The organism is Paraburkholderia sp. RL17-337-BIB-A (assembly GCF_046025895.1).
In the GTDB taxonomy this organism is placed as follows: domain Bacteria; phylum Pseudomonadota; class Gammaproteobacteria; order Burkholderiales; family Burkholderiaceae; genus Paraburkholderia; species Paraburkholderia fungorum_C.
Genome location: NZ_JARESY010000001.1, coordinates 3,500,165 through 3,519,191 on the forward strand (window position 1 = coordinate 3,500,165; position 19,027 = coordinate 3,519,191).

Annotated in this window: 20 protein-coding genes, 1 other RNA gene, 1 pseudogene and 1 riboswitch; of the genes and pseudogenes, 11 read left to right on the plus strand and 11 right to left on the minus strand. The window is 63.5% G+C overall.

Annotated features, from left to right (window positions below):
* Positions 1-24 precede the first annotated feature (24 nt).
* Positions 25-411 carry an aspartate 1-decarboxylase gene (panD, locus tag P0D84_RS15645; RefSeq protein ID WP_179736705.1) on the plus strand — a complete coding sequence of 129 codons (387 nt, stop codon included), beginning with the start codon at positions 25-27 and terminating at the stop codon, positions 409-411.
* Positions 412-591: 180 nt separating this feature from the next.
* Here the strand turns inward: panD and P0D84_RS15650 are convergent, their stop codons facing one another.
* The gene (locus tag P0D84_RS15650) at positions 592-1,230 is read right to left on the minus strand and encodes a ParA family protein (RefSeq protein ID WP_408337787.1); all 639 of its coding nucleotides are present in this window, start codon (positions 1,228-1,230) and stop codon (positions 592-594) included.
* Between the two features lie 210 nt (positions 1,231-1,440).
* Between P0D84_RS15650 and P0D84_RS15655 the strand changes: the two genes are divergently transcribed.
* Complete coding sequence (locus P0D84_RS15655) at positions 1,441-1,860, plus strand: PaaI family thioesterase (protein WP_408337789.1); 420 nt, start codon at positions 1,441-1,443, stop codon at positions 1,858-1,860.
* Positions 1,861-2,050: 190 nt separating this feature from the next.
* On the opposite strand, the gene P0D84_RS15660 is transcribed toward P0D84_RS15655, so the two are convergent.
* Positions 2,051-3,520 carry a cobyric acid synthase gene (locus tag P0D84_RS15660; protein WP_408339846.1) on the minus strand — a complete coding sequence of 490 codons (1,470 nt, stop codon included), beginning with the start codon at positions 3,518-3,520 and terminating at the stop codon, positions 2,051-2,053.
* Between the two features lie 242 nt (positions 3,521-3,762).
* Here P0D84_RS15660 and cobU point away from each other — a divergent pair, with 242 nt between their 5' ends.
* The 4 genes from cobU to P0D84_RS15680 are packed head-to-tail and all read left to right on the plus strand — an operon-like array spanning position 3,763 to position 7,190.
* On the plus strand, positions 3,763-4,317 hold the full coding sequence (gene cobU, locus P0D84_RS15665; protein ID WP_408337791.1) for a bifunctional adenosylcobinamide kinase/adenosylcobinamide-phosphate guanylyltransferase: 555 nt from the start codon (positions 3,763-3,765) through the stop codon (positions 4,315-4,317).
* Positions 4,317-5,252: an adenosylcobinamide-phosphate synthase CbiB gene (gene cbiB / locus P0D84_RS15670; protein ID WP_408337793.1), complete on the plus strand. Its 936-nt coding sequence runs from the start codon at positions 4,317-4,319 to the stop codon at positions 5,250-5,252. The genes cobU and cbiB overlap by 1 nt, the downstream gene beginning before the upstream one ends.
* Complete coding sequence (gene cobD, locus P0D84_RS15675) at positions 5,245-6,282, plus strand: threonine-phosphate decarboxylase CobD (RefSeq protein WP_408337795.1); 1,038 nt, start codon at positions 5,245-5,247, stop codon at positions 6,280-6,282. Before cbiB ends, cobD begins: the two co-directional genes overlap by 8 nt.
* Positions 6,279-7,190, plus strand: a complete 912-nt coding sequence (locus P0D84_RS15680) for a cobalamin-binding protein (protein ID WP_408337797.1) — start codon at positions 6,279-6,281, stop codon at positions 7,188-7,190. Before cobD ends, P0D84_RS15680 begins: the two co-directional genes overlap by 4 nt.
* Before the next feature lie 28 nt (positions 7,191-7,218).
* Here the strand turns inward: P0D84_RS15680 and P0D84_RS15685 are convergent, their stop codons facing one another.
* The 7 genes and pseudogenes from P0D84_RS15685 to P0D84_RS15715 all read right to left on the minus strand — a co-directional run.
* Positions 7,219-8,634 (minus strand): Fic family protein, encoded by a 1,416-nt coding sequence (locus tag P0D84_RS15685; RefSeq protein WP_408337799.1) that lies wholly within the window; start codon positions 8,632-8,634, stop codon positions 7,219-7,221.
* Positions 8,635-8,840: 206 nt separating this feature from the next.
* Positions 8,841-9,431, minus strand: coding sequence for an alpha-ribazole phosphatase (gene cobC / locus P0D84_RS15690; protein ID WP_408337801.1), 591 nt, complete (start codon positions 9,429-9,431; stop codon positions 8,841-8,843).
* The gene (locus P0D84_RS15695; protein WP_408337803.1) at positions 9,416-10,192 is read right to left on the minus strand and encodes an adenosylcobinamide-GDP ribazoletransferase; all 777 of its coding nucleotides are present in this window, start codon (positions 10,190-10,192) and stop codon (positions 9,416-9,418) included. The genes cobC and P0D84_RS15695 overlap by 16 nt, the downstream gene beginning before the upstream one ends.
* A 183-nt stretch (positions 10,193-10,375) precedes the next feature.
* Positions 10,376-11,437, minus strand: coding sequence for a nicotinate-nucleotide--dimethylbenzimidazole phosphoribosyltransferase (gene cobT / locus P0D84_RS15700; RefSeq protein ID WP_408337805.1), 1,062 nt, complete (start codon positions 11,435-11,437; stop codon positions 10,376-10,378).
* Between the two features lie 34 nt (positions 11,438-11,471).
* The gene (locus P0D84_RS15705; RefSeq protein ID WP_408337807.1) at positions 11,472-12,311 is read right to left on the minus strand and encodes an ABC transporter ATP-binding protein; all 840 of its coding nucleotides are present in this window, start codon (positions 12,309-12,311) and stop codon (positions 11,472-11,474) included.
* Positions 12,308-13,318, minus strand: coding sequence for a FecCD family ABC transporter permease (locus P0D84_RS15710; RefSeq protein WP_408339848.1), 1,011 nt, complete (start codon positions 13,316-13,318; stop codon positions 12,308-12,310). The genes P0D84_RS15705 and P0D84_RS15710 overlap by 4 nt, the downstream gene beginning before the upstream one ends.
* 72 nt (positions 13,319-13,390) lie before the next feature.
* Positions 13,391-13,591, minus strand: a pseudogene (locus tag P0D84_RS15715) (TonB-dependent receptor); the annotation flags it as partial.
* Between the two features lie 98 nt (positions 13,592-13,689).
* Positions 13,690-13,931: riboswitch (cobalamin riboswitch) on the minus strand.
* A gap of 253 nt (positions 13,932-14,184) precedes the next feature.
* Between P0D84_RS15715 and P0D84_RS15720 the strand changes: the two are divergent.
* The 5 genes from P0D84_RS15720 to P0D84_RS15740 all read left to right on the plus strand — a co-directional run bounded on the left by P0D84_RS15720 (position 14,185) and on the right by P0D84_RS15740 (position 16,613).
* Positions 14,185-14,541: an ATPase gene (locus P0D84_RS15720; RefSeq protein WP_408337809.1), complete on the plus strand. Its 357-nt coding sequence runs from the start codon at positions 14,185-14,187 to the stop codon at positions 14,539-14,541.
* Positions 14,538-14,852 (plus strand): cell division protein ZapA, encoded by a 315-nt coding sequence (locus P0D84_RS15725; RefSeq protein WP_064269037.1) that lies wholly within the window; start codon positions 14,538-14,540, stop codon positions 14,850-14,852. Before P0D84_RS15720 ends, P0D84_RS15725 begins: the two co-directional genes overlap by 4 nt.
* A 92-nt stretch (positions 14,853-14,944) precedes the next feature.
* Positions 14,945-15,126: non-coding RNA, 6S RNA (gene ssrS, locus P0D84_RS15730), on the plus strand.
* Between the two features lie 90 nt (positions 15,127-15,216).
* Positions 15,217-15,675: an EVE domain-containing protein gene (locus P0D84_RS15735; protein WP_408337812.1), complete on the plus strand. Its 459-nt coding sequence runs from the start codon at positions 15,217-15,219 to the stop codon at positions 15,673-15,675.
* Positions 15,676-15,881: 206 nt separating this feature from the next.
* On the plus strand, positions 15,882-16,613 hold the full coding sequence (locus P0D84_RS15740) for an SIMPL domain-containing protein (protein WP_408337814.1): 732 nt from the start codon (positions 15,882-15,884) through the stop codon (positions 16,611-16,613).
* Positions 16,614-16,800: 187 nt separating this feature from the next.
* Here the strand turns inward: P0D84_RS15740 and lgt are convergent, their stop codons facing one another.
* Together lgt and P0D84_RS15750 are read right to left on the minus strand one after the other, a co-directional pair.
* Positions 16,801-17,706, minus strand: coding sequence for a prolipoprotein diacylglyceryl transferase (gene lgt / locus P0D84_RS15745; RefSeq protein WP_408337816.1), 906 nt, complete (start codon positions 17,704-17,706; stop codon positions 16,801-16,803).
* 131 nt (positions 17,707-17,837) lie between these two features.
* Positions 17,838-18,893, minus strand: a complete 1,056-nt coding sequence (locus P0D84_RS15750) for a LysR family transcriptional regulator (protein WP_408337818.1) — start codon at positions 18,891-18,893, stop codon at positions 17,838-17,840.
* Between the last annotated feature and the right edge of the window lie 134 nt (positions 18,894-19,027).

The following is a 19,027-nucleotide window of genomic DNA, read 5'->3' on the forward strand; positions in this document are numbered from 1 at the left end:
ATAAGAAGCCACAAGGGATTGGTCATGCAACGCAACATGCTGAAGTCGAAAATCCATCGCGTCGCGGTCACGCACTGCGAGCTGCATTACGAAGGCTCGTGCGCGATCGACGAAGACTTGCTGGAAGCCGCGAACATCGTTGAAAACGAGCGGATCGACATCTGGAACATCAACAACGGCGAGCGTTTTTCGACGTATGCGATCAAGGGCGAACGCGGCAGCGGCATGATTTCGCTGAACGGTTCGGCTGCGCGGCGCGCACAACTAGGCGATCTGGTGATCATCGCGGCATTCGCGGTGGTCGACGAAACGGAACTGAAGGCAGGCTGGAAACCGGATCTGGTGTTCGTCGACGACAACAACAAAATCAAGGGCAGCCGCGATCACGTGCCGACCCAGAACTGGACCTGAGCCTGTCGTTCACGGCGCAGTTTTGAGCGGCGGGCTGCCACGCCGCGTGTCTGGACGGCATTTCAGGCACGCTTCAAGGACGTCCCGCGGGCACGTAAGACTTCTCATCAAGCCTGCTTCAAGGGCGCCTCAGGCTCGCTCTGAGCCGACTGAGGCCGCCTGGAGCCGCCCAAACTCACCTCAAGCCTTCTTGCCGGCGCCGTCAGTCCATTGGATGATCGGTTGCCACTGCTCCAGATCCTTCTCCACGCGGCTTTTTGCGACGTCCCACAGCGTCAGGCCGTGCGCTGCGAGTTGCACGTAATTCTGCGTGTCGCGCAGATAGCCCAGCACCGGCAGCTTCAATCCCTCGACAAAACGATGCAACTGCTCCGCTGAGCGCGTGCGCGCGTCGACGCGCATGCCCACGACGCCGATCTCGATCGCGCCTTTCCTGACCGCCTTCTCTTTTGCCAGCCGCTCGAGAAATTCCTGGGTGGCGAGAATATCGAACATGGAAGGCTGCAACGGCACGATCACCTTGTCGGCCAGATCCAGCGCGATATTCAGACGGTTGCCGTGCAACCCGGCCGGCGTGTCGACTACCGCGTGCTCCAGACCTCTGGGTGGTTTGACGGGGTTTTCCGGATCGACCTCCCAGGTCTCGATGGGCGGCAGCGCAGGGGGCCGTAGCGACAGCCACGCCTGCGCGGAGTGCTGTTTGTCGAGGTCCGCCAGCGCGACCCATTCCCCGAGCGACGCGAAATAGCCTGCCAGATTGGTGGACAGCGTGCTTTTGCCCACGCCGCCCTTCGGATTCGCCACCACGATCACCGTCATGAATTCTCCCGGAAAGAAGGCTGGGCGCCGCCAGCCGGTTTGCCGCGCTGTTTGCTCCGACTTGCACGGGCGTGTCCTGATTCGTGCCGTTTCAGGTTCACCCGCCGATCCAGCCGTTGATAATATCGACAAATGGACCGGGGCCGAAGCCCCCAAACGGCTAATTGACTGCCCTATCCCACTGATTTTTCCATCGAGGAACCCAATCTCATGAGCAAACTCCGCCCGGAATACACTATCGAGCGCCTGCATGAGCGCCAGAAGGGCACGCTGCCCGATTTGCTGGGCGTGCATATTCTGGCGCTGGAGCATGGCACCCTGAGCGCGGAATTGACCGTGCGCGAGGAATTGCTGGCACCGAACGGCTTTCTGCATGCCGCCACCGTGATCGGTCTCGCCGATACCGCCTGCGGCTATGCGTGCCTCGCGCACCTGCCCGAGAAGGCGCGCAATTTCACCACCGTGGAGCTGAAAAGCAATTTTCTCGGTACGGCGACGGAGGGCACGATCCGCGCGGTCGCCAAGGCCGTGCATCTGGGCCGCAGTACGCAGGTGTGGGACGCCACCGTCACCGATCCGAACGGCAAGACGATCGCGCTGTTTCGCTGTACGCAGATGGTGTTGTATTGACTGAGTGATGCGGGCGTGGCGACGGGGTCGAAGTGCCCAAAGTATCTGGGCGCAGCGCCACAAAAAAGCACGCGGCCTCACGGCGCGTGCTTTTTTCGTTATCCGGCGAGGTGCAATGAGGCAAAAATCTGCCCTTTAGGTCTTGATTGTTTCCCAATACGGGAAAATCACGACTATCCGATCGACTCCGTCACCCAATCGCAGCAAAAAGCTTCGACAGATCGAGATGTTCGGCGAGCGTGTCGGCCAGACGATCCAGCGAAGCCTCACGCAACGCCGGATAGTCGATTTTCCCGGCATCGCTCAACCCCGCCCACGCGAGCAATGCGGCGCACGCGGCCGGCGTATCGAACAGGCCGTGCACGTAGGTAGCGAGGATCTGGCCATCGGCCGAGATCGCGCCGTCGGGATGAACATTTGGCGCTTCGCCCAATTGCAGCGCGGGGGCATTCAGCGCCGGGCCTTGCGTCTCTCCCATGTGAATCTCGTAGCCGGCGACCTCGGGCGAACCCGCCAATGCAAGGCGCCCTGTCACGTTCTTCAGCGTCTTTTCACGCGTCAACACGGTCGAATAATCGAACCAGCCGAGGCCCACGCTCGTTCCAGGCGCGCCTTCCACGCCGTGCGGATCGGCCACTTCGCGCCCCAGCATCTGCATGCCGCCACAAATCCCGATCACACGGCCGCCGTAGCGCAGATGCCGTTGCAGCACCGCATCCCAGCCCTGCGCACGCAAAAAGGCCAGGTCGCCCGGTACATTCTTCGAGCCCGGCAAGATGATCAGATCGGCTGGCGGAGGCGGCGTGCCGCTTCGCACGTAATGAAAATCGACCTGCGGATGCGCGCGCAGCGCGTCGAAATCGGTGTGGTTGCTGATGTGCGGCAACACCGGCACGACCACCCGCAACATCCGGCCCGCCGCGTCGCTGTGGCCGCTATGCGCGGCGCGCAGTTCGGGCGGCAGCATGTCTTCGGCGTCGAGCGTCAGACCGTGCAGGTAGGGCACGACGCCGAGCACCGGCTTGCCGGTCTTCGCTTCGAGCCAGTCGAGCCCGGGCTTGAGCAAACCGACGTCGCCGCGAAAGCGGTTGATGATGAAGCCACGCACCCGCGCCTGCTCGCTTTCCGACAGACACGCGAGCGTACCGGTCAGATGCGCGAACACCCCACCGCGGTCGATGTCGGCCACCAGGACAACCGGACAATCGACCGCTTCAGCGAAACCCATGTTGGCGATATCGCGCTCACGCAGATTGATCTCAGCGGGGCTGCCCGCGCCTTCGACGAAGATCGTGTCGTACGCCGCCTGCAGACGCGCATACGATTCCAGCACGGCTTCGAACGCGACCGGCTTGTAGTCGTGATACGCGCGCGCGTCGAGATTCATGCGCGCCTTGCCGTGGATGATCACTTGCGCGCCGCGGTCGCTCGTCGGTTTGAGCAGCACGGGGTTCAGATCGGTGTGCGCGGCGATGCCCGCGGCCACCGCCTGCAAAGCTTGCGCGCGGCCGATCTCGCCGCCGTCGACCGTCACCGCGCTATTGAGCGCCATGTTCTGCGGCTTGAACGGCGCGACCCGCACGCCGGCGCGGCGCGCCAGCCGGCACAAACCCGCGACGAGCGTGCTCTTGCCCGCGTCGGAGGTGGTGCCCTGAATCATCAGCGTGCCGCGCGGCACGGGTACAGCGTCATGCGGGGTCGAAGTGGTGGTCACGGAATGTCGGACTCGGCGGTGAATAGGCAGTGAAATAGGCAGTGAAGCAGCGGCGCAGCGCGCGACCCGGCGGCAACGATATCGCCGTACGCGACGGCACGATACAGCCACGAAGCGGCAACGCAGCGATTTGGACCCGGCATTATCCCATCGTGCCGGCACGCGCTGCACGCCGGTACAATCACGCGATGATTCCCCGCGACCTCACTTTCGTTCTTGGCGGCGCCCGCTCGGGCAAGAGCGTGCACGCAGAACAACTGGCCAACCATAGCGCCCTCCCCGTCACCTACGTCGCCACCGCGCGCGTGGCTGACGACGCCGAATTCAGCGCGCGTATCGCGCATCATCGCGAGCGGCGCCCGGCAGATTGGCAGCTGCTCGAAGCGGGCATCGATCTCGCCGGCGCCGTCGCGCAAACCGACGCGCCCGGCCACTGCATGCTGATCGACTGCCTGACACTGTGGCTCGCCAATCTGCTGTGCCCTCCTGATGGCGACGGTTTGCCAATCGAGCACTATCACGCGCACTTTGCCGCTTTCGAAGCAGCGCTCATCAACGCCAAAGGCAAGATCATCGTGGTCAGCAATGAAATCGGCTTGGGCGTCGTCCCGCTCGGCGCTGCAACGCGCCTCTATGTCGACGAACTCGGGCGGCTCAACCAGCGCATCGCCGCGTTGAGCACCCAGGTCACGATGATGGTCGCGGGCTTGCCGCTCGCCTTGAAAACAGCGGGCAGCGCGTAATGCTGTCGCTTCCCCTGATCGTTACCCTGGCAACGGCGGGCGTCGCCGTCGACCGTTGGCTCGGTGAGCCGCGCACCGCGCATCCGCTGGTCGGCTTCGGCAAATGGGCGACGCGCCTCGAAGCGCGCTACAACACCGGCCGGCGCTTGCGGCTCAAAGGGCTGCTCGCGTGGTCGCTGGCGGTCATGCCGCCGGTGCTGATCGCCTGGTGGCTCGTCGCCGTGCTGCCGTTTTTTTGGGCCTGCGCCGTGCATGTCGTGTTGCTGTGGTTTGCCCTCGGCGCGCGCAGTCTGCACGATCACATCGCGCCGATCGCCCAGGCACTGGCGCGACGCGATCTGGCGCAAGCGCGTCTTCTGACCTCGCGCATCGTGTCGCGCGAAACCGCGCATGCCGACGAGGCGGCGCTCTCGCGCGCCGCCGTCGAATCGGCACTCGAAAACGGCAACGACGCGATCTTCGGCGCGCTGTTCTGGTTCGCGATCGCGGGCGGGCCGGGCGCCTTGGGGTTTCGTCTGGCCAACACGCTCGATGCCATGTGGGGCTACCGCACGCCGCGCTATTTGCGCTTCGGCTGGGCCGCCGCGCGGATCGACGATGTGCTCAACTGGATTCCCGCGCGCCTCACCGCGGCCAGCTACGCCTTGCTCGGCGACACGCGCACGGCGCTGCGTTGCTGGCGCGAACAGGCGCCGCGCTGGGACAGTCCGAACGCCGGGCCGGTCATGGCGTCGGGCGCTGGCAGTCTGAACGTATTGATCGGCGGCCCCGCGGTATATCACGGCGCGCTTGAACACAGACCGACACTCGGCTTCGGACACGCCGCGAAGGCCACGCATGTGACGGCGGCGTTGCTGCTGGTCGAACGCACGGTCATTCTCTGGCTGGCGGTGCTGATCGTGCTGGCTTTGCTGAGTGTGCCCTTTCATGGTTGAGCGAATGGCGGGTCACACGGCCGATACCGGCGCCGCGCCCGACGTGGTGATTCACGGCGGCAATCTGCACGAAGCGGCTGAGCGTTACGGCATTCCGTACGCGCACTGGCTCGACCTGTCGACGGGTATCAATCCGCACGGCTATCCGGTGCCGCCGGTTCCCGCCGACGCCTGGCGCCGCCTGCCCGACGAAGGCGACGGATTTGCGGCCTGCGCCGCGCGCTACTACGGCGCGCCCGATGCCGCGCACGTGCTCCCCGTAGCCGGGAGTCAGGCGGCGATCCGCGCGCTGCCCTCGCTCTTGCCACACGCCCAGGTTGGCATCGCGCGGCTCACCTATAGCGAATATGCGCCCGCCTTCGAGCGGGCCGGACATCAGGTCGCGCCACTGGATGTGACTTGGGACGCCTTGCCCGAGGCGTTCACGCATGTGGTTGTCGTGAATCCGAACAATCCGACCGCGGAGCATCTGAGCGCCGGCAAGCTGCTGCACTGGCACGCGCAACTCAGCGCGCGCGGCGGCAGCCTGCTCGTCGACGAGGCCTTCGCCGATACGATGCCTGCGGCATCGCTCGCGGCAAGCACGCATCGCGACGGGTTGATCGTGCTACGTTCGCCGGGGAAATTCTTTGGGCTCGCCGGTGTGCGCGCGGGCTTCGTACTCGGTGCGCCGGCTTTGCTCGACACATTGGGCCGTACGCTCGGGGCATGGACTGTCAGCGGTCCGGCTCGTCACGCCGTCAAGGCCGCGTTCGAGGACACGGCGTGGCAGCAGCGGATGCGCACGCGTCTCGATGCCGAAAGCGCCCGTCTGGTGAGTCTGTTGCATGCACAAGGTCTCGCCGCGCGCAGCACGCCGCTCTTCGCGTGGACCGACGACGCGCGCGCCGCCGCCGTGCATGAAGCGTTAGCGCGACGCGGCGTGTGGACACGGCTCTTCGCGGCATCGGGCAGCGTGCGCTTCGGGCTGCCGGCGAGCGAGGCGGAATGGGCGCGTTTTGAGGAAGGTTTGCGCGAGGCGGTTCGATGATTCGAGGTCCACGTTTCGCGATCGCCGCCGCGCTTTTCGCGGGCACACTGCATGCGCACGCCGCCATCACCGTCACCGACGACACCGGCGCGACAGTCACCTTGTCCGCACCTGCGCAACGCGTCGTCAGTCTCGCGCCACATGTCACCGAACTGCTGTATGCCGCGGGCGGTGGCGCGAAACTGGTCGGCGCCGTGTCCTACAGCGACTATCCCCCTGAAGCGAAGCAACTGCCGCGCGTCGGCGACAACAAGGCGCTCGACCTCGAACGGATCGTCGCGTTGAAGCCCGATCTGATCGTCGTGTGGCGACACGGCAATGCGCAGCGTCAGCTCGATCGACTGCGCGAGATGCACGTGCCGCTGTTCTTCAGCGAGCCGCATCATCTCGACGACGTCGCCGTGTCGCTGACCAGGTTGGGGCAATTGCTCGGCACCTCGCCGAGCGCGGATGCCGCCGCCGCGGCATACCGTCAGGACATCGCGCGATTGCGCACGCAGTATGCGAGCAGGCCGCCAGTCAGCGTGTTCTATCAGGTGTGGGATCAACCGTTGATGACGCTCAACGGCGAGCACATGGTGAGCGATGTGATCGCACTATGCGGCGGCCGCAATGTGTTTGCGAAACTCGAGCCGCTGGCGCCCACCGTCTCGACCGAAGCGGTGCTCGCAGCGAATCCCGAAGCGATCTTCACTGCCGCGCCCGGCGCGACCAAACCGGACACGACTTTGCCGCAACTCGACACATGGCGTGCGTGGCCGAGCCTCAAAGCGGTCGCGAACAACAATCTGTTCGCCATCGACGGCGATCTGATCAACCGGCCGGCGCCGCGGATTGCGCAAGGGGCGAAGCAGATGTGCGAGGACATGGACCTGGCGCGCTCACGGAGGAAGGGCGGCGCGCAGTGATGCACGTCGCGAAACCGAAAATAAAGCCTCAGCGTGAGGTCGTCTCCGAACGCTTGAACGGCCAGCGCTCGAATTCAGAAAGCCGCAACCGATAACGCGCGACGTTGCCAAGGTAAAGGTGATCGAGATCGGACTGGATCGCGTCGATGAACGGGGACATCTCCTCCGCAGCCACCAGGTTCCGTGCGAGCGTTTCGATCTCGCCACGCGTGCCGGCAAGACCGCCGCGAATCACCTCCTGTACCGTCTCTATCAACGCATTGCGATACTTGAGGCGGAACGCGTCCGGCTCGCCGATGGATTGTCGAATCGCCAGATAACGCTGACACGAGCGTTCGTACGCCCAGATGAATACGTCGCGCAACAACTCGACGCGATTGGCTTCGTACACGCCGAGCGTACCGTCAACGTAGGCCTTTTCGGGAACGTCGATGAACGACAGCGGACACAGATTCTGCCGGATCAGCGGGATATTCGCGGTCAGACGCGAGACCCGTTTGTTGACGTCTTCGAACGGCTGCAGATACGGCAGGTGCACCATGCCGAAGAAAGCCTGTTCGAAGGGATCGTCGATTTGGGCGGCCTTGCTCAATACCGCCTCGAAGCATTCCGCAATCTGCTGCGGCACGGCGAGCGGAAAAAAGACGGTGCCGCTGATCTCCACTTCGCGCGCGCGCAAACGGCCGCTGGCGAACGGGTCGGACATCAGGTTATCGGAGAGAATCGCGTGCAGATTCAGGACGGTGAATCGATTGAAGCCCACTTCGTCCGCGCTCTCGACGATCATTTCGATCGCGGCCTTGTGATTCAGGATCATCTGCGTTTCCTGAGCGTCCTTGCCTTCCGCAATGTGCCCTTGTTCGATCAACCGTACGGTATCGAGCCGCGTGTACGTATTGCCCTCGAGCCGCGACGACGCCCACGACAGATCGATCAGAAGCCGGCTCATGATGTCGCGCGCGTAAGTACCTGCCGGCCTGACATCCGCCGACGTGCGGCCCCATTCGTGCAGGCGTGCACGCTGCGCTTGCGACAGGTACGCGTCCTGATTCGGACGATAGCGCTCGAGAAACGCGCGGTTATAGCCGACCGGCCGGCGCTCGTTCAGCGGCCTGTTCACTTCCGCGCGCACCTCGAGACCCGCACTCGACACGGGCACGTAGGACTCGCCGGACGTGCTTGCGCTGGTGACAACCTGGGTAGGAAAAACAGCCGCGCTGGAAACTGAAGCCTGCTTGTAGGCGACGGCCCGGCCGGCACCTTCCGAGATGATCCGGCCCGCTTCGAGCAACGCGTCGAGACGACGTTGCAGCGTGCGGCGCTGCATGGGATGGCGGCGCGCGGCAAGTGCCGCGGCAAGCGCGCGAACGCCCCGCCCCTCAGCGCTTGCCGCGATGAGTTGCTCGATCAAATCCAGTTCCTGTCTGATACCGCTGCTGTTCATGCGCGCCACCCTTGAGCCTATGTGGCGCGATAAGTTCTAATCGCGCCACTTTCTCATGGCATTGTGGCACAATTCGGGCTAATCGCGCCACTTTTCGATCTACAAGTGGCGCGATTATGGTTTTCGTGACACTTTTTCAGAAAATGTGTCACAAATAGGCCGAGACTGACGCAATTCCAGGGAGGCGGAAGACGCAAGCCGGGTCCTCACGCATTCCACCTCACCAACGACCACTGCTGCGCCTCCTCGTCCCTGCGCAGCCAGACGATCCCCGACATCTCCAGCGACCATCGCAGACAGCGCTCCAGCGGCACATCCAGCACCAGCGACGCAATGACCCGCATCACACCGGCATGGGTGACCACATACGCCGGCGACAACTCCCGCGTCTGCGCGAATGCCTCGAACCACGCCCGCACCCGCGCGGCGAATTGCGCGACGCTCTCGCCGCCATGCGCACGCGCGTGCTCGAAGTTGGCCGCCCAATCGTCGAGCAAATCGCGATTGATAGCATCCCAGCGCTGCTGCTCCCAGGCGCCGAAGTTCATTTCCTTCAGACGATCGTCATGGCAGAGCGCGCAACCGAAATCGTTCGCCATCGCGGCGGCGAGCGCCGAGCAACGCATCAACGGACTCGACATGAACACGCGCGGCGCCGGCACCTGCAACGTGGCGAGTTTCAATGCAAGCGCGGTTGAGGACACCTCGGCATCCTCGGCAAGCGCGACGTCGCTATGGCCATAGCACACGCCCGAATCGAGCGCGACGGCGGGATGGCGAATCAGGACGATATCCATGTCAGCCCCAGCAGATAGATGCTCAATTCAAAGATCTGTTGTGCAAAGCCGAGGCAGTCGCCGGTGTAGCCGCCAATGCGTTTGACGAAGTAACGGCCCATGGCAAACCGCAACGCCCCGAGTACGACGAATGTCACCCCGGCGAAGCGCCAATCCGGCAGACCAGGTCCGTTCGGCCAGAGCAACAACGGCAAACCGAACAGCGCCGCGCAGAGCAACGCGGGACCGCTCAAGCGCTGTGCCACCGGCTTGGCCTTGCCCTCGGCGCGCACGTAGTCGAGCGTGGCCAGATAGCTGATTGCAAACACGCGGCTTGCCGCATGCGCGGCAATCATCAGACTTGCCGCGCGCAGCGGCGGCAGCGCGGCGAGCGTTTGCCACTTCAATGCAAGCGCGATCACGAGCGCGATGGCGCCGAACGCGCCGATGCGCGAGTCATGCATGATGCGCAGCACGTCCTCGCGTGTATAGGCGCCACCGAACGCATCGACGCAATCAGCGAGCCCGTCCTCGTGAAATGCGCCAGTGACGAGAAGCGACACCGCCATCGACAGCAGCACCGCCACGCTTGCTGGAAAGAGATGCAACGCCGCGAGATAGACCAGCGCGCTCAATCCGCCGATCAATAGACCGATGAGCGGAAAATATCGCGCCGCCGCATTCAGATAGTGCGGCTCATAGCCGACCCAACGCGGCACCGGCACGCGCGTGAAATAGCCAAGCGCCGTGAAGAAATAGCGCAGTTCCGCGAGCGGGTTCATGAGTGAGCGAGGCGCACGTTTTTGTGAGGGGGCGCCTCGTATGAAAGCGCCTCGTATGCAAGCGTCTCGTATGCAAGCACCTTGTCTGAAAGTGCCTCGTACGAAGGTACCTTGCATGAAAGTGCCTCGGTTAAAAGCGCCTCGGTTAAAAGCGCTTCGGATAACGACGCCTCGTATAGCGGCTTACGCATCGCGATTGGCGACACCGGCCGATTCGAAGCTCGCCATTTCATTGACGAACGCCACTGCCGCGCGCAGCAGCGGCACCGCGAGCGCCGCGCCGGTGCCTTCGCCCAGACGCATATCGAGCGAGAGCAACGGCAGCGCGCCGAAATGATCGAGCATGCGCCGATGCCCCGCCTCGTTCGACGCATGCGCGAACACGCAATACTCGCGCACCTCCGCTGCGAACGCATCGGCCACCAGCAAGGCCGAGGTCGCGATGAAACCGTCGACGAGGATCGTCATGCGGGCTTGCGCGGCAGCGAGATACGCGCCCGTCATCATCGCGATTTCGAAGCCGCCAAAGGTGGCGAGCACATCGAGCGGATTGTTGGAAACGGCGTGATGCGCGAGCGCCGATGCGAGTACGTTGCGCTTTTTCGCGAGGCCCGCATTGTCGAGACCGGTCCCGCGGCCGACGCATTCGTCGATCGGCACGCCGCACAGGCGGCTCATCAGACACGCGGCCGCCGACGTATTCGCAATGCCCATTTCGCCAAAGCCGATCACATTGGTGCCGAACGCCGCGTGATGCCGCACGCGAGCCGCGCCCGCCTGCATCGCGGCAAGCGCCTGTTCACGCGTCATCGCCGGTTCGTGCGCAAAGTTGCGCGTGCCGGCCGCAAGCGGAATGTCGATGAGACCGTCAGCCGACGGCAGCGGTGTCGCGATGCCTGAGTTGACCACCTCGAGCTCGATGCCGGACACGCGGCTCAAGGCATTGATCGCCGCGCCGCCCGCGAGAAAGTTGGCGACCATTTGTGCGGTCACCGCTTGCGGATAAGGACTCACGCCTTCCCGCGCAATCCCGTGGTCGCCGGCAAACACGATCATCGCCGGACGTTCGACCGTGGGGTGCGTCGTGCGCTGGATCAACCCCATCTGGCGCGCGAGCGCCTCGAGCCGCCCAAGACTGCCGGGCGGTTTGGTCTTGGTATCGATGATGTGTTGCAGGTCGGCACGCAGCGTTTGATCGAGCGGTTCGACTTCGGTCAATCCCTGCAAACCTGGCAAAGAAGTCATAGAGGTTTCTAAAAGAGAGTGTGGGTTAAAGCGCTTAGCCTGCCGGCATGTCATTAGCCGCAGGCGATTCGTGACGCGAGCGCGGCGCGGGAATCAGCGCCTCATACTCGCCGTCGCGAATCAGAATCAACGGATAGCCGAACGCGCGGCTTGTCAGCGTGGGTGTCAGCACGTCGTGCACCGGCCCGGCATACGCGCCGCCGTTGCCGTCGAGCAGCAACGCATGGGTCGCGAAGCGGCGCGCGAGGTTCAGGTCGTGACACGAAAACATCACTGTACGCCGAGGCTCGTGGGTCCAGGCCGTCAACGCTTCGAGACAGTCGATCTGGTGGTGCAAGTCCAGATGCGAGAGCGGTTCGTCGAGCAGCAACAACGGCGCCTCCTGGCACAATACTGCCGCAAGCGCCACGCGTTGACGTTCGCCTCCCGAAAGCGACAACACGTCGCGCGCAGCGAATGCCGCAAGGCCCAATGCGTCCAGCGCGGCATGCGCGGCAACGCGGTCGGCCTCGCCCTCCCAACCCCAGCCGGTCAGATGTGGAAAGCGGTTCAGCATCACGATATCGAGCACGCTCGCGCTGAAGGCGTCCGCTGCGCTTTGCGGCAGCAGCGCGCGACGCTGCGCGAGCGGCAACGGCAGCCAGTCGGCGAGACGCACACCGTCCAGTTCGACGTGACCCGCCGACGGTTGCGTCAGACCCGCGAGTGCGGACAGCAGTGTCGTCTTGCCCGCACCGTTCGGTCCGGCAATGCACCAGATCTCGCCTGCATAGAACGTATGCGTGAATGCGTCGAGCAGGGTGCGCATGCCCGCGCGCAGGGTCAGGCGTTGCGCGCTGAGCGCCGCATGCTGGGCGTTATAGGCGTTCATCATCGACGTTTGCGCAACAGCATCCACAGAAACACCGGCACGCCGACAATCGACGTGATGACGCCGACCGGCAATTGCGCCGGTGCAATCACGGTACGCGCAATCAGGTCCGCGCCCATCACCGCGACACCGCCACCGAGCGCCGCGGCCGGCAGCAGCATGCGCTGATCATTGCCGAACGCAAGCCGCAGCATGTGCGGCACCACCAGGCCGACAAAACCGATCGTGCCCGCTGTAGTCACGGCCGCTGCGGCCGCCAGCGACGCCACCAGATACACGCGCAAACGCAGCGGCATCACGGCGACGCCGAGCGCCTGCGCGGCGGCGTCGCCGCGCAGCAGAACATTCAGACGCGGCGCAACAGGCACGATCGCCACGAGTACGACGACGAGCACCGCGAGCGCCGTCCACGGCATCGCGCCACCGTTCAGATCGCCGGTCAGCCAGAACAGCATGCCGCGCAGACGATTGTCCGGTGCGAGGTTGAGCAGCAAGGTAATGACAGCGCCCCAACCGGCCGCGATCACCGCGCCGGTCAGCAGCAAACGCGGCGACGTGTCCTGCGGCACGCCGCGCCACAGCTCGCGGCGTGCGAGTCCGAGCACCAGCAGAATCGATACGAAGGCCCCGGCGAACGCGCTGGCATCGACGAGCCACCACGCGCAACCGGCGATCATCGCGACCAGCGCGAAGCTCGCCGCGCCGCCCGACACACCTAACACATAGGGTTCGGCCAATGGGTTACGCAAGAGCACTTGCAGCAATGCACCCGCGAGCGCAAGCAAGGCGCCGCATGCAAAGCCGGCCACCGCCCGCGGCAAACGCAGCGTGCGCACGATTTCGCCGGCAAGATCGGCGGACTCGACATGCGAGGCATGCGACGGCAGCAACGCCGCCAATACCCGCGCAGGCGCCAGCGACACACTGCCGAGCGCGAGCGACGCCAGCAGCACGAGCAGCGCGATTCCCGCGAGCACGAGCCAGATCGCGGCCGCGCGCTTCGCGCTCATCACGCGCAGCGTGGTCGCGGGCAGCGGGCTCGAGCTGCGGCTCACCGGCACGTTCTCATGGAAGGACGTTCGTCACTGCCGCAGCCAACCGACCGTGACATACGCTCCGCGCCGCGGCGAGTGATACAGGTAGGCCGTTTCATAGTCCTTGTTCAACAGGTTCTGGATTTGCGCGGCCACGTACTTCGCCTTCTTGATTTTATAGCGCGCCGGCAAATTCGCTACACCATAGCCGCTCAGCGCACCGCTGCTATCTTCGCGGTCACCGCCAACGTATTCGAGTCGTGGGTAGCGTGCTCGGCCCGCTTCGCCGCCGGCCAATGCGTATGAGGTACCCGCGGAGGCACCCACGCTGTTTACGTTTTCGTGGGGACGCCCCTCGCCCTCTGGCCGACATCCGGGCTGACGACACATCGATCCCGCCTTCCCACGCGTGGCGCGCAGTGGCACACTCGCATGTTCGGCTTCAAACACGAGATCAGAATCGACCTGCGTGCTGCATGCCGTATGCGGTCACTTACCGTCGCGAGGACAGCGCGGGTTCGCGCGTTCATGCGAACGGCGCGCCCTGCTTCCCGTTTTAACAGAGCGCACCCGAACAAGCGCACTGAACTGCGCACTGTGAAATGCGCGCGGGCGCCAGAGTGCGGCCAGTTTAGAAGTGGCCTTCGGGTCCGTCAAGAATGGTTAATCTATGTGCAATCCGTTCTGTTCTGTGCAGGTTATTGTCCGATGTCCGCATCGTTTTTCATCGTAGGTTCGATAAAAGCCTGCACAAAGCGATGTTGTTACGTCTCGAAACGAGACAATTGTCGGAACGTGCGGCATTCCGCGCTAAAATGCGATGTCTTTAGAGGACGCAGCAGATGCTCACCGAACTCGAAACACTTTCACAGAATATCGGCAAGCTGATCGCGATCAGCCAACGCCACAATGAAGCGCGGCTCGCGCTCGAAGATCAGCTCGCCCAAACGCGCGCCGAAGCAGAGGCCACGCGCACTGAACTCGCGTTGATGCGCGAGGAGCGCGATGCACTGCAAGCAGAACGCGACGCGCTGTCGGCAAAGATCGACGACGCACAAGTGCGCCTGAACGCGATCCTCGAAAAGCTGCCGCGGGCTCGCGCGCACAGCGAGCCGGACAATCAGCTCGATCTGCTCGAGACCCCGCCGCATGAGGTCGAAGCGGAGAGCGGCGTCACCCGCCACGGAGAAAATGCATGACCACCAAGCAGATCGAAGTATCGATTCTCGGCGTGCCCTATCGCCTTGCCTGCTCGCCCGAAACTGAAGGCGCGCTGCTCGAAGCGGTGGCACGCGTCGACGCCGAGATGTCGAAGATCCGCAACAACAGCAATGTGCGCGGCACGGATCGCATTGCCGTCATGGCTGCGCTGTCGCTGGCATCGGAACTGCTTAAGCTCCAAACGAGCGTGCGGCACGGAGAAGCATTTCCCGCAGAAGAAATCCGGCGTACAATGCATCAAATGAACGAACAACTGGGTACTGTGATTCAGCAGTACAGCATGCAGTAAGTATCTTGTAGCCGGTCCTGAGATCGGCTGCGGATTCAAGCGAAGTGCATGAGCCAAGACTCATGCAAACGTTTTTGAATTCAATCGGTTTGACTTCCCTGCCTGGTTCGCCAAGGTCATATATTCCTTGAACCAATGCCATGTGCACGGTTGTGGAAATTTGTAGCACGGGTGTGCGCGTCACTCTGTCTGATGTACCCGAAGTGCTGCTAACTGCGACCAATTCTGAACCCCCGGTTCAGGATGCCGGCCTAGCGGCTAAGGCGGGGACCCTATTCAAACGGCATCGGACTTCGGTTCGGTGCCGTTTTTCTTTGGGCCTCGATTTTCTTCCGCATCAACCTCTTAACGTTCAATTCGATTCATGCGCTACTGGCTAATGAAGTCCGAACCGGACGAAGCAAGCATCGATCATCTCGCCCACGCACCGCAGCACACGCTGCCGTGGACCGGCGTGCGCAACTATCAGGCGCGCAACTTCATGCGCGACATGATGCAGGTCGGCGACGGTGTGCTGTTCTATCACTCGAGCTGTCCTGAGCCAGGCATTGCGGGGCTCGCGGAAGTATCGTCGACCGCCTATCCGGACCCGACTCAGTTCGACAGGAAGAGCCCCTACTACGACTCGAAATCGTCGCAGGAAACGCCGCGCTGGCTGCTGGTCGATGTGGTGTTCAAGAAGAAGATCCCGTTGATTCCGCTTGCCGCGCTGCGTGAGCATGAGGAATTGAAGGACATGCGCGTGCTCGCCAAGGGCAACCGCCTGTCGATCACGCCGGTGACTGAAGCCGAATGGCGCTTCATCACCAAACGTCTTGTTTGACGGTGCATACGCGCATACGACGTGGCGTCGCTTGAATGTCGCTTGAATCATGCGCAATTCTGCGCGGGCATGAAGGCAAGCGTTGAGCAAACGTCAAATTAGGGAACCAAGCTAAGGTTACAAGCGCCTAACGGACTCGCAAACGTTGTGCCATCGCACGGCGTTCGCTTCAATCGTGCACCACTGTTCAAGCAAGGAGTCCAGGAATGACGAAAAACACCGCACGTGCACTCGCTCTCGCGCTCGTATGCGCCGCCCCTGCCGCGCTCGCACTCGCGCCGGCCATGGCCCGCGCGCAGAGCGTGACGCAGTATCAGCCCGCGGGCGTACTGTCGCTGAATGCGCAGGCGAGTGCGGAAGTGCCGCAAGACGTCGTCGACATCACGCTGTTCTACGAACAGGAAGCGAGCGATCCGTCCGCGCTGACCTCCACGCTGAATCAACGCGCCGATGCAGCGCTGCAAAAAGCCAGGAGTGTGAGCGGTGTCACGGCCCGCACCGGGTCCTTCTCGATCTACCCGTCCACCGATCGTGACGGGCGCATTTCCGCATGGCGCGGCCGCACGGAAGTCGTGCTCGAATCGCACGACTTCGCCGCGGTGTCGAAACTCGCGGGCCAGATGGCATCGATCATGCAGGTCGGCAATGTGCAGTTCTCGCTGTCGCCTGAAACGCAGCGTGCTGCTGAGCAGAAGCTCACCGGTGAAGCCATCAAGTCATTCCGTGAGCAGGCCGCTTCGTCGGCGCAGGCGTTCGGCTATAGCGGCTATTCGATTCGCGAAGTCAACGTTGGGCACAACGGCGTCATGCCGCGTCCGATGATGATGATGAGTGCCCGTGCCATGGGCGCCGATGCGAAGGCATCCGCGCCGGTACCGCTCGAAGGCGGTACGTCGACCGTGACGGTCAACGTGTCGGGCTCGGTGCAGATGAAGTAGCGCGTTCTATGCTAGATGTGCTTGTGTTGAGGCAAGCAAGGTCAAATAAAAAGCCACGGCATGCCGTGGCTTTTTTCATGGGTTGCTCACTACGATAAAACGTGGCGGGCAGTTCGCGCTAACGGACCGCGCGGGCTTTGCGGCGCGTCGACAACTCGAACCGTACCCGTACGATAAACTGCCGCGCTCAGTTCGCGCCGACCGCTTGCGCCGGCTCACGCCGCGCACGGCGATAGGACCACACCAGCATCCCGATGCCCGCAAGGATCATCGGCAGCGAGAGCCATTGGCCCATCGAGAGGCCCATTGCAAGCAGGCCAAGGTAGTCGTCCGGCTCACGCGCGAATTCCACCGTGAAGCGTGCGAGGCCGTAGCCGATCAGGAATATCGCGGAAATCGCGCCCATCGGCTTCGGCTTGCGCGAGAAGAAGAACAGCACGAAGAACAGCGCGACGCCTTCGAGCGCGATCTCATACAACTCCGACGGATGACGCGGCAGCATGTGATATTGCGCGAACACTTCGTTCAAATGCCACTGCGCGGCCAGTTGCGGATGCGCGGTGAGCCACACGGCGTCGTCCGGCGCGGCGCCTGGGAACAGCATCGCCCACGGCGCCGACGGGTCGGTCACACGGCCCCACAACTCGCCGTTGATGAAGTTGCCGAGGCGCCCTGCCGCGAGCCCGGTCGGCACCATGGGCGCGACGAAATCGGTGACCTGCAGCCACGAGCGTTTGCGCTGATACGCAAACAGCACCATCGCCAGCGTCACGCCGAGGAAGCCGCCGTGAAACGACATGCCGCCCTCCCACACCTTGAAGATGTCGAGCGGGTGAGCGAAATAAAAACTCGCCTTGTAGAACAGCACATAGCCGAGCCGGCCGCCGAGAATCGTACCGAGCACGCCGTAGAACAGCATGTCGTCAATATCCTTCGCGGTCCAGCCTTGCGCCGCAACGTACGGCAAACGCAGCCGCAGCCGACCGACGACGATCGCCGCGATGAACGCAACGAGGTACATCAGTCCATACCAGCGCACAGCGAGCGGCCCCAGATGAATGGCAACGGGGTCGAAATTCGGGTGAATGAGCATCGTGTTGTTATGGGCAGTTCAGGTTCAGAAGCGGATTTCTAATGGATTTCAGGTGCAGCCAGCGGTTTGCGCACCATGCGGCGCATGCGTTGGACGGTTCGGCTGGCAATGCGTTCGCGGCCGCGCCGAACCTAAATACGAGGCGCCGCGTACTGCGCCCCGGCGGTGGCCGCATGCGCTCGCACGATTTCGATGAAGCCGGCCAACACCGGGCTCACCTCCTCCGTGCGCCAGACCAGCCCCGTCTCGATCGCCGGCACCGATTCGGAGAGCGGCCGATACACGACACCGGTGCGGCGCAGATTACGCAGCGATTGCGGCACCAGTGCGACACCCATTCCGGCTGACACGAGGCTCACGATCGTCTGCATCTGGATCGCCTCCTGGCCGATGTGAGGTGCCAGCCCCGCCACGCCGTAGCAATCCATAATGATGTCATAAAAGCCTGGCGCCAGACGTCTTGGGAAGATCACGAGCGGCTCGGCGGCGACGTCGCGCAGGCTGATCGGTGTATCGAGCCACTCGGCTTGTGGGTTGTTGTGCGACCCGGCGGCGACTTTTGTTGCGGGTTTTGTAGCGGGTTTTGCGTCGGCTTTTGCGTTGGTCCCCGCGTCAGACCCGGCTGCGCCTCCCAAACGCGCCGCCATGTCCGACGACATCGCGATCACCAGCGGCTCACGCGCGATCGGCAGCCATGACAGCTGCGTGGCGTGGCGCGACGGCAGCGGCGCAATGACGAGGCCCGCGTCGATGCGCCCGGCCACCAGTTCGTCGACCTGCACGTCGCTGGTGGCTTCGGTCAATTCGAGGCGCACCCGCGGATGGCGCGCGCCGAAATCGCGCAGCAGCAACGGCAGCAGGCCGTAATCGGCCGTCGAGACGAAGGCCAGCGAGAGCACCCCCGCCTCGCCTCGAGCGAGGCTCTGCGCCAGTGGCTTCAGTCCCTCGGCGCTCGCCAGCAGGCGCTGCACTTCGGGCAGCAGGTCAGCCCCCACCGAAGTGAGCTCCACCGAACGCTTGGTCCGTGCGAACAACACGACGCCGAGTGTCTCCTCCAGCGCCCGAATCGCCTGCGACAACGGCGGCTGCGTCATGGAAAGGCGCGCCGCCGCGCGGCCGAAGTGCTTTTCTTCGGCGACGGTCACGAAATAGCGCAATTGGCGCAAATCAGGAATGGGAGCCAGCATGATTAATACATTTTACGACCTAATGCCGGCTAAATAATATATTGGACACACGTTTCGCAAAACTGCATCCTTGCGCGACGCGTCCGAACTAAACTGGACTGACGCGCCGGCCGAAGCCGCCGGCGACGCATTGG

What these genes read in the sequence shown, in the direction of transcription:
- cobU (WP_408337791.1), top strand. Translation starts at nt 3,763, where the DNA reads ATGATTCCCCGCGACCTCACTTTCGTTCTTGGCGGCGCCCGCTCGGGC.
- P0D84_RS15660 (WP_408339846.1), bottom strand. Translation starts at nt 3,520, where the DNA reads ATGATTCAGGGCACCACCTCCGACGCGGGCAAGAGCACGCTCGTCGCG.
- cobC (WP_408337801.1), bottom strand. Translation starts at nt 9,431, where the DNA reads ATGGATATCGTCCTGATTCGCCATCCCGCCGTCGCGCTCGATTCGGGC.
- cbiB (WP_408337793.1), top strand. Translation starts at nt 4,317, where the DNA reads ATGCTGTCGCTTCCCCTGATCGTTACCCTGGCAACGGCGGGCGTCGCC.
- P0D84_RS15740 (WP_408337814.1), top strand. Translation starts at nt 15,882, where the DNA reads ATGACGAAAAACACCGCACGTGCACTCGCTCTCGCGCTCGTATGCGCC.
- P0D84_RS15680 (WP_408337797.1), top strand. Translation starts at nt 6,279, where the DNA reads ATGATTCGAGGTCCACGTTTCGCGATCGCCGCCGCGCTTTTCGCGGGC.
- cobT (WP_408337805.1), bottom strand. Translation starts at nt 11,437, where the DNA reads ATGACTTCTTTGCCAGGTTTGCAGGGATTGACCGAAGTCGAACCGCTC.
- P0D84_RS15695 (WP_408337803.1), bottom strand. Translation starts at nt 10,192, where the DNA reads ATGAACCCGCTCGCGGAACTGCGCTATTTCTTCACGGCGCTTGGCTAT.
- panD (WP_179736705.1), top strand. Translation starts at nt 25, where the DNA reads ATGCAACGCAACATGCTGAAGTCGAAAATCCATCGCGTCGCGGTCACG.
- P0D84_RS15720 (WP_408337809.1), top strand. Translation starts at nt 14,185, where the DNA reads ATGCTCACCGAACTCGAAACACTTTCACAGAATATCGGCAAGCTGATC.
- P0D84_RS15685 (WP_408337799.1), bottom strand. Translation starts at nt 8,634, where the DNA reads ATGAACAGCAGCGGTATCAGACAGGAACTGGATTTGATCGAGCAACTC.
- P0D84_RS15710 (WP_408339848.1), bottom strand. Translation starts at nt 13,318, where the DNA reads ATGAGCGCGAAGCGCGCGGCCGCGATCTGGCTCGTGCTCGCGGGAATC.
- P0D84_RS15655 (WP_408337789.1), top strand. Translation starts at nt 1,441, where the DNA reads ATGAGCAAACTCCGCCCGGAATACACTATCGAGCGCCTGCATGAGCGC.
- lgt (WP_408337816.1), bottom strand. Translation starts at nt 17,706, where the DNA reads ATGCTCATTCACCCGAATTTCGACCCCGTTGCCATTCATCTGGGGCCG.
- P0D84_RS15735 (WP_408337812.1), top strand. Translation starts at nt 15,217, where the DNA reads ATGCGCTACTGGCTAATGAAGTCCGAACCGGACGAAGCAAGCATCGAT.
- cobD (WP_408337795.1), top strand. Translation starts at nt 5,245, where the DNA reads ATGGTTGAGCGAATGGCGGGTCACACGGCCGATACCGGCGCCGCGCCC.
- P0D84_RS15750 (WP_408337818.1), bottom strand. Translation starts at nt 18,893, where the DNA reads ATGCTGGCTCCCATTCCTGATTTGCGCCAATTGCGCTATTTCGTGACC.
- P0D84_RS15705 (WP_408337807.1), bottom strand. Translation starts at nt 12,311, where the DNA reads ATGATGAACGCCTATAACGCCCAGCATGCGGCGCTCAGCGCGCAACGC.
- P0D84_RS15725 (WP_064269037.1), top strand. Translation starts at nt 14,538, where the DNA reads ATGACCACCAAGCAGATCGAAGTATCGATTCTCGGCGTGCCCTATCGC.
- P0D84_RS15650 (WP_408337787.1), bottom strand. Translation starts at nt 1,230, where the DNA reads ATGACGGTGATCGTGGTGGCGAATCCGAAGGGCGGCGTGGGCAAAAGC.